15 protein-coding genes are annotated in these 15292 nt (G+C 65.7%); 2 read left to right on the top strand and 13 right to left on the bottom strand.

All coding sequences use genetic code 11. The annotated features are described in order from the left end of the window. Nucleotides 1-158: 158 nt before the first annotated feature. The gene (locus JOD67_RS30980; protein WP_205123245.1) at nucleotides 159-518 is read left to right on the top strand and encodes a VOC family protein; all 360 of its coding nucleotides are present in this window, start codon (nucleotides 159-161) and stop codon (nucleotides 516-518) included. A gap of 31 nt (nucleotides 519-549) precedes the next feature. Here JOD67_RS30980 and JOD67_RS30985 read toward each other — a convergent pair whose 3' ends face one another. The 11 genes from JOD67_RS30985 to JOD67_RS31035 all read right to left on the bottom strand — a co-directional run bounded on the left by JOD67_RS30985 (nucleotide 550) and on the right by JOD67_RS31035 (nucleotide 11823). Next, nucleotides 550-1410, bottom strand: coding sequence for an SMP-30/gluconolactonase/LRE family protein (locus JOD67_RS30985; RefSeq protein WP_205121232.1), 861 nt, complete (start codon nucleotides 1408-1410; stop codon nucleotides 550-552). Between the two features lie 57 nt (nucleotides 1411-1467). Further along, nucleotides 1468-2130, bottom strand: coding sequence for a GntR family transcriptional regulator (locus tag JOD67_RS30990; RefSeq protein ID WP_205121233.1), 663 nt, complete (start codon nucleotides 2128-2130; stop codon nucleotides 1468-1470). 128 nt (nucleotides 2131-2258) lie between these two features. Then, a complete protein-coding gene (locus JOD67_RS30995) occupies nucleotides 2259-3176 on the bottom strand; it encodes a carbohydrate ABC transporter permease (RefSeq protein WP_205121234.1) in 918 nt (305 codons plus the stop codon). A gap of 3 nt (nucleotides 3177-3179) precedes the next feature. After that, a complete protein-coding gene (locus tag JOD67_RS31000; protein WP_205121235.1) occupies nucleotides 3180-4058 on the bottom strand; it encodes a carbohydrate ABC transporter permease in 879 nt (292 codons plus the stop codon). A 102-nt stretch (nucleotides 4059-4160) separates the two neighbouring features. Then, the gene (locus tag JOD67_RS31005) at nucleotides 4161-5534 is read right to left on the bottom strand and encodes an ABC transporter substrate-binding protein (RefSeq protein WP_205121236.1); all 1374 of its coding nucleotides are present in this window, start codon (nucleotides 5532-5534) and stop codon (nucleotides 4161-4163) included. A gap of 305 nt (nucleotides 5535-5839) precedes the next feature. Next, complete coding sequence (locus JOD67_RS31010; RefSeq protein WP_205121237.1) at nucleotides 5840-6601, bottom strand: HpcH/HpaI aldolase family protein; 762 nt, start codon at nucleotides 6599-6601, stop codon at nucleotides 5840-5842. Further along, entirely contained in the window at nucleotides 6558-7532 is a 975-nt protein-coding gene (locus JOD67_RS31015) for a sugar phosphate isomerase/epimerase family protein (protein WP_205121238.1), read from the bottom strand. The genes JOD67_RS31010 and JOD67_RS31015 overlap by 44 nt, the downstream gene beginning before the upstream one ends. Before the next feature lie 63 nt (nucleotides 7533-7595). Then, nucleotides 7596-8657, bottom strand: coding sequence for a C-terminal binding protein (locus JOD67_RS31020; RefSeq protein ID WP_205121239.1), 1062 nt, complete (start codon nucleotides 8655-8657; stop codon nucleotides 7596-7598). A 55-nt stretch (nucleotides 8658-8712) separates the two neighbouring features. Further along, nucleotides 8713-10227: an SDR family oxidoreductase gene (locus tag JOD67_RS31025; RefSeq protein WP_205121240.1), complete on the bottom strand. Its 1515-nt coding sequence runs from the start codon at nucleotides 10225-10227 to the stop codon at nucleotides 8713-8715. A gap of 200 nt (nucleotides 10228-10427) precedes the next feature. Beyond that, nucleotides 10428-10748, bottom strand: a complete 321-nt coding sequence (locus tag JOD67_RS31030) for a MocE family 2Fe-2S type ferredoxin (RefSeq protein WP_205121241.1) — start codon at nucleotides 10746-10748, stop codon at nucleotides 10428-10430. After that, nucleotides 10741-11823, bottom strand: coding sequence for a fatty acid desaturase family protein (locus JOD67_RS31035; protein WP_205121242.1), 1083 nt, complete (start codon nucleotides 11821-11823; stop codon nucleotides 10741-10743). Before JOD67_RS31035 ends, JOD67_RS31030 begins: the two co-directional genes overlap by 8 nt. Nucleotides 11824-12031: 208 nt before the next feature. Between JOD67_RS31035 and JOD67_RS31040 the strand changes: the two genes are divergently transcribed. After that, nucleotides 12032-13909 (top strand): glycoside hydrolase family protein, encoded by a 1878-nt coding sequence (locus JOD67_RS31040; protein WP_205121243.1) that lies wholly within the window; start codon nucleotides 12032-12034, stop codon nucleotides 13907-13909. A gap of 235 nt (nucleotides 13910-14144) precedes the next feature. Here the strand turns inward: JOD67_RS31040 and JOD67_RS31045 are convergent, their stop codons facing one another. Then, the gene (locus JOD67_RS31045) at nucleotides 14145-14810 is read right to left on the bottom strand and encodes a GntR family transcriptional regulator (protein ID WP_205121244.1); all 666 of its coding nucleotides are present in this window, start codon (nucleotides 14808-14810) and stop codon (nucleotides 14145-14147) included. Between the two features lie 41 nt (nucleotides 14811-14851). Next, nucleotides 14852-15274, bottom strand: coding sequence for a cupin domain-containing protein (locus JOD67_RS31050; RefSeq protein WP_205121245.1), 423 nt, complete (start codon nucleotides 15272-15274; stop codon nucleotides 14852-14854). Nucleotides 15275-15292 lie beyond the last annotated feature (18 nt).

A 15292-nucleotide genomic window follows, 5' to 3' on the forward strand; every position in this document is an offset into this window, starting at 1 on the left:
GCCACGTGCCCGCCGTCAAAGCGCAGTCGATCCCCCCGGGGCAGTGTGCCTAGCAGGATCAGTCGAGTCAACGGTCCGGGCGCACCCGTAGCCCGCCGCGCGCTCACGGCTCCGGGTAGGTGCGGCATGATCCGAGCATGCGCTCTCGAACAGAAGGCATGTGGTGGGGAACAGCTATCGAAGCGCCCGACCCTGGAGGCTTGGCGAGGTTCTACTCAGCACTTCTCGGGTGGCCCGTCGGTCACGAGGAGCCAAGGACGGCGATACTCGCGGCTCCCGAGGGATCGATCTACATCGTGTTTCAGCAGGCGACTGACTACCAACCCCCCGTATGGCCGCCCATCCAGGGGAAGCAGCGTCCGATGATGCACTTCGACTTCCAGGTCGGGGACCTCGACTCCGCCGTCGCTGACGCGGTCGCCCTGGGAGCCACCGTGGCCGCCGTACAGCCGCAGGAGAACGTCCGCGTCCTCTTCGACCCAGCCGGGCACCCGTTCTGCGTGTGCCGAGACGACTGATCACCACCCGCGAGACCACGCTAACGACCCGTCAGCCGGCGAAGGGGAGGGCCTCGAGGCCGCGCACTCCGGTGGAAGCACGGAAGATGCTGCCTGCCTCGGGTTGGTCGGTCTCGGCGAGGCCATCGCGAGACGTGGTGATGTAGAGCTCGTCGAGGTTCGCCCCACCGAACGTGCAGGCGGTGATGTTGCTTACGGGTAGCTCGACGACTCCGTCGAGCTGACCGGCCGGCGAGTAGCGACGCACTGCCGAGCCTCCGAACAAGGCGACCCACAGGTAGCCCTCGCCGTCGATCGTCATCCCGTCCGGACCGCCCTCCCCCGCCGGGATCTCCACCACCATGCGCCTGCTCTCCACAACGAGGCCGACGTCAGGCTCGTAGTCGAAGACGTCCACCCGCCGCGTCGGGGTGTCGATGTAGTACGCGAGACTTCCGTCCGGACTCCAGGCCAGGCCGTTCGAGATCGTGACGCCTTCGAAGACCACCGAAGTCGAACGATCCGCGTCGAGGCGGTATAGCGCACCCGCGCCCGGTGTGGTGTCGTACGCCATGGATCCGCAATAGAAACGTCCGTCCGGGTCAGTCCCACCGTCGTTCATCCGGACCAGCTTGCTCGTCCACAGCTGCTCGAGCCGCTCGATCGAGCCGTCCTTGCCCACCAGGACAAACCCCCGCTCGACCGCAACCACCATCCCCCCAGAGACGCGGGGACGGATCGCCGCGGCAATGTCGTCCAAGTGCAGCCGGGCAACGCTTCCAGACGGAAGGTCGACGGTCAGGACGTCGCCCGCGAGCATGTCCACGAGTCTGAGTCCGCCCCAGTCCTCGTGCCAGACGGGCCCCTCCCCGTGGAACGAGATCGGTGACGTGACCTGTTCGACAGCAGCCATGCGTGGGTTCTCCTTGGTCCAGAGTCGACAAAGACCAAGTGCGGCGCGACGACTAGATCAGGTGGACCACATGAGCTCGGCGTTCTTCATGCCTTCCGCCAACGACTTGAGGGTCGCCTTCTCGGCGGCATCCGCCTTGCCAGCCGCGATCGCCGTGACGAGCGGACGGTGGGCCGACATGATCTGGGTCTTGTTGCTTTGCTCGTTGGTCAATGTCAGCAGCGTTTGGATGATGCCTGACAGCGGCTCCCAGGTCGCCAACAATCGGCGGTGGTGAGCAGCGATCATGACTTCACGGTGGAACGCGATGTCAACGGCAGCGATGGACTCGGAGTCGCCGATCTTCGCCGCCTCATCGAACTGCTTGATGATGCGCCGCAGGTTGGTGATGTTCTCCGGTACGGCGGCCTTGGCTGCGAGCTGTGCGCCGCGGACCTCGAGGACGGCTCGCACCTCGTACAGCTCACGGATGTCGTCGAGCGTCATGCCGACAACGAATGCGCCGCGTCTCGGCTCGTTCTGGATCAGCCCCTCGTGCGACAGCCTGATCAGCGCCTCCCGCACCGGGACGCGGCTCACGCCGAACCGCCGGGCAAGTGGAAGCTCCCGCAGATGCTCGCCGGGCTTCAGCTCACGGCTGACGATCGCGTAGCGCAACCTGGACGCGACGAGCTGCCAGAGGTCGGCACGTTCCACCGTGTCGGGCGCGAACTCGGACATCATCGCTCCCTCCCGTCAGTCGAGCCGTCACGTGGCCGGCGGCGCCCCCTCCCGGGAACGTGTCAGTCAGTATACAGACGTCAGACTTGCCCATGATGGAGGTGCGCGTCCACACTCACTTGGGTGTCTCACCCTTGGATCCCGCTCACGATCAGCCCACGCAGGAAGTACCGCTGGGTGAAGAAGAAGATGACGATGGGAACAAGTGTGATCAAGGTCGCTACGGCCATGATCTCGTTGAAGGGGTGCGGTTTGTATCCCAGCCCGGACTGCTGCGTCTGCTGCCAGGCCTGCAGGCTCAGGGCGAGCGTGTACTTCGCCTGATCCGTCAGATAGATGAGCGGGCCGAAGTAGTCGTTCCACTGCTCGGTGAACGTGAAGATGGCCAACGCAGCAAGGGCGGGCTTGGACTGCGGCAGGATGATGTGCCAGAAGATTCTCAGGCGGCCGCAGCCATCCACCATCGCCGCATCGTCGTACTCCTTGGGAATACTCAGGTAGAACTGGCGCATCATGAAGATGAAGAACGCCGACCCCACGCCGAAGAACGACGGAACCGTCAACGGCAGGAAGGTGTTGAGCCAGCCCAGGTCGCGGAAGATCAGGTACTGCGGAATGAGCGTCACGTAGTAGGGCAGCATCATCGTCCCCAACACAAGAACGAAGAGTACGTTCCTTCCTGGGAACCGCAGGCGTGCGAACGCGTAGGCGACCAGTGGCACGCTCACGAGGCGACCGATCTCCACCGCCACCAGGATGATCAGTGTATTACTGAGGCCCTGGGCGAACGGGAACGCGGACAGGACCTTCCCGTAGTTTCCCCACTCGAACGATGACGGAATGAGGTCCGGCGGAAACAGCAGGACGTCGGTCTCCGGCTTCAGCGACGTCGACACGAGCCAGTAGAACGGGAACGCGAACATCAGCGCGCCACCGATCAGCAGGACATAGAGCAGCACGCGCCAGGTGACGCTGCGCCCGCGAACATTGCGTTCGACGATCCGCTCCGGGTCATCGACCTGCGGCCGAGCACTGAGAACGGCCATGACCTACCGACCCCCGTACTCGTAGTAGACGGCTCGCCGCGCCACCAGCAACGTCACGAGCGTCAGCACCATCATGATCAGAACGAGCACCCATGCGAGAGCCGACGCGTAACCCATCTGGAAGTCCTGCCATCCGTTCCGGTACAGGTAGAGCACGTAGAAGAGCGACGCGTTGTTCGGACCTCCGTTGGTGACGATGTAGCCGGCCGTGAAGATCTGGAACGACGCGATCAGCCCGGTGACGAACTGGAACAGGATGACCGGCGAGGTCATCGGGATGCTGATGTGGATCAGGCGATGCCACGCGTTGGCACCGTCGATCTCCGCCGCGTCGTACAACGTGCTGGGTACTTGTTGGAGCGCGGCGAGGTAGAGGATCATCCCACCACCCGCGCCCCACAGCGTCATGATGACGAACGCCGGGAGTACCCACTCCTCCGAGGCGAACCACTGCGGACCTTCGACACCGAACTGCCGCAGCACTCCGTTCACCAACCCGTACTGGCCGTTGAAGATCCAGGACCAGAGGAAGGCACCGGCGATCGCCGGCACGAGCGACGGCAGGAAGTACGCCGTACGCCACACCCGGAGCCATCGCACCCGCTGGTTCAGGAGCATCGCGATCGCGTAGCCGATGACAACGCTTCCCGGCACGGCGAAGGCCGAGTAGACGGCTGTGACTCGCAGCGACTTCCAGAAGAGCTCGTCCTCCAGCAGGTCCCGGTAGTTGTCGAGGCCTGCCCAGGTAGGTCCGCCGAGGATCGGGTAGTGCGTGAACGAGTAGTACCCCGAAATGATGAGCGGATAGGCCGTGAACACGACGAACCCGATAAGCCACGGAAGGATGCACAGATAGGCGATCCCCACCTCACGACGGGACATCGGATGCTGCCACCAGTGGCGCCGCGGCGTGCTGCGAACAGGGCCGTCACGCTTCACCTGAGGTGTGGTCGCAACCATGCGTTCCTCCGCATCTAGCCGTGTCTACTCCCCCGCCGCACGCCGACCGTCGTCGATCTCCTTGTCCACGCGCTGTTTCGCTTCGGTCAGCGCGTCCTTGGCCGTCGCCTTGCCCAGGATGATCTGGTCGAGCGCTGACTCGATCGCGTTCTGCGTCGCCGTGCTGGCGTAGCGGCCGAACCACCGCGGGTAGACGGTAACGTTCTCCGCGTTGGCGGGGAGCGGCGACATTCCCTTGATTCGCGAGAGGTTGATCAGCGCGATCGTCTTCGGAGTTCCCTCCGGCGACGCGTCGACGATCGGCAGCGGATCGTAGGAGGGAACGGAGCTGAACTGGAGGAACTTGGTCCGCACCTCAGTGTTCGTGGTGAACGTGATCGCCCAGTCGAGCGCGGCTTCCTGGAACTTCGACTGCGCGTTGACGCACAGCGAGCCTCCACCGAAACAGTGGACCTTGCGGTTCGCATACGGCAGGTGGAAATACGACATCGGGAAGTTGTTCTCCTCGGGGTACGCACTCGGAGTCGACAGCTGGAGGGTGGCGACGCATCGCTTGGCCAGATACGTACCGCCACGGACCGAAGTCTCGGTGCCGGTAGGAACCGCGACCTTGTGCTTGACGAACAGGTCCGCGATCTGCTGCGCCGCACCGATGGCGGGCTCGGAGTCGAGCATCGACTTCGACTCGCCGTAGTTCCAGTCGTCGTCGTAGAGCGTTCCGCCGAGGTCGTACAGGAGCGTGACGAAGAAGGACGCGTTCGTCGGAACGCTGCCCAGCCCGTACTGCTCGACGACGCCGTTGCGGCCGACCTTCGTCCCGGCCTTGAGCCAGTCGACGAACGTGTCCCACTTCCAGGTGTCGAAGGTCGGACTGCCCCACACCGGCATGTCCTCCGCGATGCCACTTTCCTCGGCCATGCCCTTGTTCACCATCACGATGAAGTCCTGGGCGGTATACAGCGACAGGCTGGAGATCTTGCCCTCGAAGCCCGACTCCTTCGCCTGGTCGACATTCCACTTGCTCATGTCGATCTTTCGCTCTTTCAGCCGCTCGTCGAACGGAACGTAGAGCTGCTCGTGCGGGAAGAGGTTTCCGTTCCAGTACGCGTCGATCAGGAACAGGTCCGGAGCCGTACCACTCGCGAGCTGAGTGAAGATCTTCTCCGGTGCATAGGAGTACACCTGATGCGCGATCTTGATGCCCGTTTCCTTCTCCATGGTTGGGAAGTAGTTGTCGAACTGCCCACCCCACCAGTCGCTCAGTCCCAGCGTCGACGGCTTCTTCGCGGTTCCGCTCTCCGGCGAGTTGCCGCACGAAGCGAGAAACGCTGCCGCGGAGGTCGCGGCACCGGCAATCAACATCTGCCGCCGGCTCAGTGTCGGGTTGAAGGTGGACATCGAACCTCCTGGAAGTTCCCGACGGGCTTGGCTCTGTGTCTACCATGCCTCGTTGGATCTGATCACGGAATTGCCGAACTCTCAGCTGCGCTCGATGCGGCTGAATGACTCTCGTCGAATGTGGGTTCGGTGCCCGGCACACGAACGTGCGGCCCGTCTCCCAGCGATCACTTGTCAGCCGTGGCGGGTCAGCCTCGCAACGCCTGAGTGATCCTATTGGTTACAGTATACTGCCGCCGATCATAGTGACGATGCCGTGGAACGTCAACGTTAACGCCCGCGTTATGCGTTCGTAATGGTCTTCGTCAGCCGATGTCACGCAGCAGCTGCGCAGCAGCGTCGCTCAACAGGGACATGTCCGACGGCACAGCGAGCATCCGGAAACCCTCGTCCCGCCACCGCCGGACGAGCCCTGCGTTGCCGCACGCGATGCCGGCGACGATGCCGCGCGCCTTGCATGCCTTGAGGACCGTCTCGATGAGCTCGAGATGTACCGGCTCCGTCGGGTCCGCGGAAGGCAGGAAGCCCGCGGAGATCGCCAGGTCGCTCGGCCCTACGAAGACCGCGTCGATACCAGGCACCGCGAGGATGTCGTCGACGCTCGCGACGGCGTCCACTGTCTCGACCATCACCGCGCAGATGACGTTCCGGTTGGCGGTCGCCGGCGCGTACTCCTGGTCGTACAGGGATGGCCGCACCGGCCCCCAACTGCGGTTACCACGCGGGGGGAACCGGCATGCCTCGGTCGCAAGGCGTGCGTCCTCCGGGGAGTTCACCATCGGGACGATGACGCCCTGCGCGCCGGCGTCGAGCGCCTTCATGATCGCGCTCGGTTCGTTCCACGGAACTCGGACCAGCGCCGGCACACCTGCGTTCGACAGGGCCGGGAGCATGACCGCCAGATCCTCGAACCCGACCAGACCGTGCTGGGCGTCGATCACCACCCAGTCGAAGCCAGCGACGCCGAGCAGCTCGGCCGAGATCGCGGATGGGATCGCGCACCACCCGCCAATCGTTGGCTGGTCAAGCTCCCAGAGATCCCGTAGGGCTTCCAATCGTGCTGCCATCTGTCAACCTATCGTCGTGTGGTGGCGCGCCTCCGGAGCTCCGGACAGCGGTCGGTTCGTGAGCGCCGGTCCGCGCGACGAGCTCCTTCGTCACCCTCGCCAGCATGGTCGTCGCGGACTCCCGGGCGCGCTCCTCCCATGCGAAGACGCAGACCGTCGCGATGCCGTCGAAGCGGAGACGTCGAAGCCCGCCGAAGAAGGCGTCCCAGTCGACTTCACCCTCGCCGATGTCGAGGTGTTGATGGATTCGTGCGGTCGAACCCGGCGGGTTGACGATGTACCTGAGCCCGGACGAGCCGCGATGGTTGAACGAGTCGGCGAGGTGAACGTGCGCGAGCCTCGGCGCTGCGTAGTCGAGCATGGCGCCGACGTCACCCTCGCCGTCATCGAGGTGGAACGTGTGCGGCGCGCAGTAGAGGTAGTTGACCCACGGCCGGTCGATCGCCCGTACGAGGTCGACCGCCGCGGTGTTGCGCTCGCAGAAGTCGTCTGGATGCGCCTCGAGATTGAGGGCTACGCCCTCTCGTTCGAAGATCGGCAGTAGTTCCTCGAGGGAACGCCAGAACTGCCCCTCGCTGGCCGCTGACTGGTCCGGCCGCCCGTTGAACTCGGAGTTCATCACTTCGCATCCGAGCTCTACGCATATCTCGATGGCTCGTTTCCAGTAACGCACCGCTGCGGACCGCGCATCCTCGTCTGGTCCGGACCAGCGGTAGAGCGGAAGGACCGAGGCGATCTCGACACCGGACTCCCGGAGAGCGGACTTGACCTCCGCGATCCTCGCCGCATCCGCGCGCGGATGGACGAAGAACGGGAGGAAGTCCTCGCGCGGCGAGAGCTCAAGGTACTGGTAGCCAAGGTCAGCAGCCTCGTGGATGACACCAGGAAGCGGGAGCCCGCGGAGCATGTAGGGATCCAACGCGATCTTCACGATCACTCACCTCACACTCGGCAGCGGATACGGCCGATTGTATACTGCCGACGGGTGAGAGCGTCAATCATTCCTCAGCAGCGGCGAGCGACCCAACTCGACCGGAACCTGCACACCGTCGGCCGGACGATCCACCAACGGGCGGCGTGGGGTGATGTCACGGTTGACGCAGGCGCGCGGCCACCAGCCACGTGCCAGATCGACCAGGGTGTCCACGGAGAGTCGCCAGCTGTCGTAGTAGAAGGTGTTGGAGTACCCGGCGATGTGTGGCGTGATGACGACGTTCTCGAGTCGCAGCAGCGGATCGCTCGGATCCGGTGGCTCACGCTCGAGAACGTCGAGACCAGCCCCGCTGATCCAGCCCTCCGACAGCGCTTGGGCGAGCGCTGCCTGGTCGACGAGCGGGCCGCGTGCGGTGTTGATGAGGACGCTGTCCTCGCGCATCGTCATGAGCTCCGCCTTGCCGAGGAGGTGGTGGGTCTCAGGCGTCAACGGGCAGTGCAGCGAGACGATCTGGGCGGAGCTCAACACCTCGTGCAGGCTTCGCCGGACGACACCGTACTCCTCGAACACCTCGTCGCCGACGTACGGATCGGTCGCGACGACCGAGAGCTCGAAACCCCGCATCCGGCTGACGAGAGCTCTCGCGATGGATCCGAAGCCGATCAGGCCAAGAGTCTGGTTCTTGACGTTCCCCTGCGGCCATGCCTGGAACCTGTCCCACATCCCGGAGTGCACCAAGCGCGCCTGCGTCGCGACTTGCCGCAGCAGGGTGAGGATCAGCGCCGCCGAGTGCTCAGCCACCGCCTCGCCACCGGCCTCCGGCGTGATCGCGACGACGATTCCGGCAGCGCTCGCCTCGGCCAGGGGGACGTTGTCGGTGCCCGTTCCGGTACGGAGCAAGGCGATACAACGCGGCAGCTCCGGCAGGCAGTCGGCGGTGATGACCCTGCTGCCCCCGAACACCCACAGCGCATCGGCGTCGTGTCCGAGCTCGATCACGTCGGCCCGCGACGTGCACTCGCCGCTCACCAGGTCGACCTCGGCGTTGTCGAGTCGCTGCCGGACCCAGTCCGGAACGGTCTCACCGTCGAGGGCGACCAGCGCAACCTTGAAGTTCGCCATCGTCATGCTCCCTCGACCAGTCGTCGCGGCGATTCGGACATCTTCTTTCCCAGGCTCACAGCATCGGACGGTCGAACGGATGGCTTGTCTGGAGGCTGACCTGCAACCCGGTCAAGGCGGACTCCCGCATGACCGTCACCACGACCTCGGCGAGGTCCTCCTTGCTGGACGGAGCGCCCAGACCGGCGACGACCGCAGGCGAGCTCGTCGCCTCGGCGATCACGGTGTTGAGGCGAACGCCGTGCTGCCGCATGGTGTCCGAGAGGTCATCGGTGGCGTAGATCAACGCGGCGTTCGCGGCGCCGAAGGCGGGCGAGCAGGCGGCACCGGTCAGACCAGCGGCATCGGCGACGAACGTCACCGCACCACCGGCCGGGAGAACGTCGACCGCAGCGTTCGCCAACACCCACGGCACCCGGAAGTCGGCGGCGAGTTCGTCGGCCCACTCCGCCGGCCCTTGGCTGAACAGGTCGCCACCGGGGTCCGGCCGGGCGGCGAAGACGATTCCAGCCAGCGGTCCGACGCTCTCGAGCCAGGTACGTACGGCGGACTTGTCCGTGCACGTCGGATCGGGACTCACGGCAGCCGGATGGCCGGCCTTCTCCAGTCGCGAGACCAATGCCGCGGCCGTTGCCTGGTTGGCGCTGACGATCGCGGTCACCGCACGCCGATCCGGCGGCGGGAGGGCGGCGACGACGGCTGACTGTGCGGCCGTGGCGAGGCGGTCGCGGAGCATCATCGCCATGATGCCGCCGTTGACGAGGAACTCGTTGCCCGTCACGATGCTGGCCGCGTCGGACGCGAGGTAGAGGGCTGCCTCGGCGACGTCCTCCGCGGTAGCGAGCTCCCCCAGCGGATGGATCTCGCGGAAGGCCTCGATCAGGTTCTCCCTCGCCTCACGCGGATCGTCTCCGTGCGTCATGGGTTCGGACGAGAACGCCCCCTGGTCGCCCTCCATCAGGCGGACGATCGCCTCGTGCCGGCGGAGGTCGTGGATCGGCGTGTAGATGTTGCCTGGGAGCACGGCGTTGACCCGGACATGGTCCGGCGCGTGTGCGAGCGCGGCGTATCTGGTCAGGGTGTGCACCGCCGCCTTGCTGCTCCCGTAGACGCCGGCGCGGGCGGACCGCAAGCCCGCATGCGAACCAGTGTTGACGATCGACCCACCGCCACCGTCACGCATCAGCCGGATCGCTTCGCGCATGCCCCAGGCGACGCCCAACGCGTTGATGCGCAGCAACCTCCACCAGCCGGCCGCGTCTCCGCTCGACTGGCTTCCAATCCCCGCGTTGTTGACGAACACGTCGAGCCGCCCGTACTCGCCGGCCACCGTGTCGACCGCGGCGGCCACGGACTCGGGATCCGCGACGTTCAGCTCCAGGAAGATCGCGTCTCCGCCGGCCTCGCGGATCTCCGCCAGCACCTCGCGTCCGGCCACACCATTGACGTCCGCGACGCACACCGCGGCGCCTTCGCGGGCGAACAGGCGACACATCGCCGCGCCTATCCCGGAGGCTCCCCCGGTGACGACCGCGACCTTTCCGCTCAGCCTGCCAAGGCCACGACGCATTTGCCTCTCCCCACACGGTTTGGTCGGCTGACGCCGCATATGCCGCACCACCGGAGACCGGACGTCCAGCACACAGAGATCCGGCCCGACGTCGGTCCCGATCCGAGATGTCCGCGGGGCCTCGATGCCTCGCCGCACCTGATCACAGTATACCGTTTGGAGGAGGTTGCAAAGGTCGACTTGACGCGATCGGGTACAGCTCAGCCGATCCCGAGATAGACCGTGCCGTTCTCGACCTTGACCGGGTACGTCTGCAGGTCATCGATCGCCGGAGCGCCACGCGCCTCGCCGGTGGCGTAGTCGAAGCGGCCGTTGTGCTTCGGACATTCGATGATGTTGTCCATCACGAGGCCGTTACAGAGCAGCTCGCGTTCGTGCGTGCAGTGACCCGCGGTGGCGTAGAACTCATCGGCAGGCGATCGGTAGATCGCGTAGTCCGTTCCCTCGTGCTCGAACGGGACGACATCTTCAGGATCGATGTCGTCGACCTGACATGCCGCGATCCAGGATCCCTCAGCCATACGGCTGAGCCGTTCCGTCGGAGATCCGATGGAACGGTGCCGCGTCGGGCGGCAGGTCGCGTCGGATGTAGTACGACTGGTCCTTCAGCTGCCTCAGGATCGCCGGAATGATCTCGCGGTAGGCCGCCACGAGCGAGGGGTACGCCGGGGCGAGGTCGTGGTTGATCTCGTCGTGCAGCTCGGGAAGCCGGTGGTAGGGGACCATCGGGAACATGTGGTGCTCGACGTGATAGTTCATGTTCCAGTAGAGGAAGCGGTGGATGGGTCCCAGCAGCACCGTGCGGGTGTTGAGGCGGTGGTCGAGGACGTTCTCGCCCATGCCCGCGTGCTGCGTCAACCCGTAGACGATGTGCATGAACGTGCCGTAGAGACGTGGACCGCCAATGAGCACTACTGGAAGCAGCGAGCCGGTCAGCACGCATCCAGCGCCGACCGCGACGTAGATCGCAACCCAGATCCGTGCGGTCCGGTAGACCTTGCCCGCTTGGGACTCCGGGATGAAGGTACGTTCGTCCTCCCGGAGCCGGCCGGACGCGTGCAGCACCATGTCTCGCATCGCGAGCGGTACGTCCACCAGGCCGAGGAGGTTGGCGCAGATGCGGGCGAGCCGCGCGGGCCGCATGGCGGCGATTTCGGGGTCACGGCCGACGATCAAGGTGTCCGTGTGGTGTCGCGCGTGGCTCCATCGCCAGACGGTCGGGTCGCGCATGATGCAGAACGACGCCACCTGGTAGAGCGCGTCATTCATCCAGCGAGTGGCGAAGGCTGTGCCGTGACCCGACTCGTGCCAGCGAGAGTCGGAGGCCGAGCCGTACAAGATGCCGTAGACGAGGAACAACGGAACGGCCAGCCACGATCCCCAGAGCAGCGCGCCGCCGGCTCCGGTCACCGCCATCAGACCGATCCACAGTGCGGTGTCGCGGATCGCTGGCCCGTCACTCCGACGCATCAGCTGCTTCATCCTGGCCCGAGGCACCTCGGAGCGGAACCAGTCGCCGTCGACGAGGCCGGCCGCGGCCGCCCGTTCTCCTTCGGGACCGACCAGGCTGTATCGCTCGAGACGCTCCTTGCCCATGAGCGATCACCTCCGTCCAGATAGGCCGTACCACGAGACTCTCACCTCGGCGGGCTCCCGGGGAAGCGAACGGCGACATCGCCCAGGTCCAGCTCAGGACAACGTCGCGCGGACGTCGGCCCGCGGTACTTCTCAAGCCTTCACGGATCAGTATACTGTCATCACTTCCCGCCTCGAGAAGGCCCTCGGCCCGAACCGGAGAATCGCCATGCCATCAGGAAACCCGGACCACGGCACGCAGACCCCCGACACCCTCGATCTCGCCGACTATGGCCGCCTGGCCATCAACGGCGTCCTGGGCTCGTGCGATCCCGACCGCGGCTACGAGAACTACTTCCTGACGTTCTTCGACGTGAACCCCGCCTACATGATCCACTTCGGCAGCCAGGTGAGCGGGGTGCTGCCGAAGTACGTCGAGGCGATGCCGTTGCTTCGCGCGATGACGGGTTCCAGCCAGGACAACGACATCGAGAAGGCGATGCTCGACTCCGTGCTGCAGAACACCGCCGAGGACGGACTCATCTACGACCGCGCGTCGGAGGACCGGCCGTGGAACACCGGCATCGGCTATGGCGTGACCGGCTGGAACGAGGACTACTCCAACCTCGCCGGAGACGGGCGACTGCTCACCGGCTTCCTCTACTACCACCAGGCGACGGGCGACGACGCGTGGAAGGAGCACGCACGGCGCACGGCGGAGCGGATGCTCGAGCTCGCCATCGTCAAGGACGACTACGCGTACTACCCGAACGTCGGACTGGGCAACGACTTCAGCTATCCGCGGGTGTCCGGATGGACCCACACCGACGAGCCCGACCGGGAGTTCGAGGGCTCGGAGGGGATGACGAAGTTCTATCTCCTGCAGCCCGTTCGCGGCCTCGCCCGGTGGTACACGGCGACCGGCGACGAACGGTTCCTGGACCTCTCGAGGCGGCTGGTGAACTTCTGCCTCCGTCCCAAGTTCTGGGGTGGGTTGGGCGACATCGAGCCGCTCGCCGGCGCCGAGCACGGACACTTCTGGGGCCACTACCACGGGCACGCCGCCGCGATACGCGGTCTGCTCGACTATGCGATCGCCGCGGACGACTATCGCGTGAAGCAGTTCGTACGCGACTCCTACGAGTACGCGCGGCATCACGGGATCCACCGGCTGGGCGTGTTTCCGGCGTCTGGCAGCAACACGGAGGGCTGCACGGTCGCCGACATGGTCGCGCTCGCCGTCAAGCTCACCGAGTCGGGCATCGGCGAGTACTGGGAGGACGTGGACCAGTACGTACGCAACGGACTGCTCGCCATCCAGGCCACCGACCTCGACGAGCTCAAGCGGGTGTCCGAAGCCGGGCGCGAGCGCCCGCCGGACGCGCCGTGGGGCGGCGACGGCGACATGCGCTTCAACGGGTACGGCGGCGTCCTGGCAGGGCAGGAGACGACCGATCGCGTGCTGGAGCGGGCCATCGGTCAGTTCGGCCACCTCGACGGCGCCCGCCATCTCAAGCCTCGATTAATGCACTGCTGCACGGGGAACGGCGCGCAGGCGCTCTACCACGCCTGGGAAGCGATCACACGACGTTCGGGCTCGACCGGCGAGGTCAACCTCTGGCTCAACCGCCGCTCGCCCTGGCTCGATGTCGCGAGCTGGCTTCCGCACGTGGGCCGGCTTTCCCTGCAGAACAAGGGACTCGAGCGGATCGCGGTCCGCATCCCGGCGTGGGCACCGCTCGGCTCACTGCGCTGTACCATCGACGGGCAGGACGCCAGGCCCGACCGCGTCGGTGATCGCGTTCTGTTCAGCGGCCTCTCCGGCAACGAGCAGCTCACGCTGGAGGTCGCCGTCGGTGTCGAGCGGGCCAGCTACACCCTCGCCAACCTCAACCAGCGCGCGTACGGCTTCGGCCACGGCGGCGCGGAAGAGTACGACTGCGAGTTCAAGGGAAACACCGTGCTCAGCGTCGGCCCGGATCGCGTCGCGCCCGGTGGTCAGGACTTCGGCTGGTACCGGCTGTTCCAGCGCGAGCACCTGCGCGCCGACGACGCACCGATGAAGGAGACGCCGGCGTACGTCCACGGCCAGATCGTCAACTGGTAAGGGGATCGCGCTCTCAGAGGCGCGCCCTAGGCCGTGTCTGTCGTGGTTGAGGGGCTTGGGATTGCGGTGTCTGAGGTGATCGGAGCGAGGTGGGCTTGCGTGTGGTCGCCTTACACGGTCAGTGGCCGCTCTACCTGGCGTCTACCCGGCGTAAAGTGGCCAATGATCATGTAAACATGATCGTTGGCCCCCGGGGCCGGACCAGTCGAACCCACCGCCGGACGAAAGATCGAGGCTAGTCGAACGAGGAGAACAGCCGCTTCCGGGTGTACTGGTAGTGCCGCCGGATAGCCTCGGTCGCGGCTGTCAGGTCCTGCGCCATCACCGCGTCAGCCATCTCCTGGTGGATCTTCCCCAGCGGCGCGGCGGTCAGGCTGCGGTCGGTCTTGCTCGCGGTCACCAGCAACAGCAACGTCTGGTGTGCCATCTGCTCATACATCGTCGACAGCCGTTTGTTCTTCGCCAGCTGGACGATCGACTGATGGAACGCCTTGTCCGCCTTGACCGCGGCGTTCCAGTCCTCGCCCTGCCACGCCTCGATCATAAGGTCATACGCACGCGACACCTCGCAGATCTCCGCGTCGGTGGCGATGCCGAGGCTCTCGCGGACGGCCTGCACCTCGAGCGCCTCGCGCACGGCGTAGACCTCCATGAGGTCAGCCTGGGTGATCGTGCACACGACAGTCCCTCGGCGGGGCAGGTCGGCCACCAGACCCTCGCGGGCGAGCTCGCGCAGCGCTTCCCTGACGGGTCCTCGGCTGACCCCGAACCGGCCAGCGATGTCGGTCTCGACGAGCTTGCGCCCGGCGGTCAGCTCGCCGGCGAGGATCGCCGCGCGCAGACGGTCCGCGACGATCTCCCAGGTCGACTGGACCTGGACGAGGTCGAACTCTGAGGACATGACACCCCCGACTCATGGGATCACTGACGCGACATCGGCGGTCAGGCGACGAGATGCCAACCTTTCGTCGCGTCGACGCGCGGCCAGGTCGCGAGTTCCTCCTCGACTCCCTCGAGTTGGCTCATCGCACCGCCGATGCACCAGAAGATCTCGAACACCTCATCGGAGAAGTTGTGCACACGATGCCGTCGCGTGGCTGGGATGTTGATCACGTCGCCGCTCGTCATCACGTGTCGGACGCCTTCCAGGATGATCTCGGCAGTCCCCCGGACGACGTAGTAGACCTCGTCGAACGGGTGCGCGTCCTCGTGAATCGTGGCGCCCGGCGCGATCCAGACGAAGCCCGCGCAGAGGTTCTTGGCGCCGAGGGCGTCGGCGATCAGCACGACGTCGCGCATCCCGCCGTCGGGCGACTCGATGATCTCGGCATCGACGGTACGGATGGGCGATTCGCCAACTGTCATGGCGGTGTCCTTTCGATC

The sequence above is a fragment of the Tenggerimyces flavus genome, from assembly GCF_016907715.1.
Lineage (GTDB): Bacteria > Actinomycetota > Actinomycetes > Propionibacteriales > Actinopolymorphaceae > Tenggerimyces > Tenggerimyces flavus.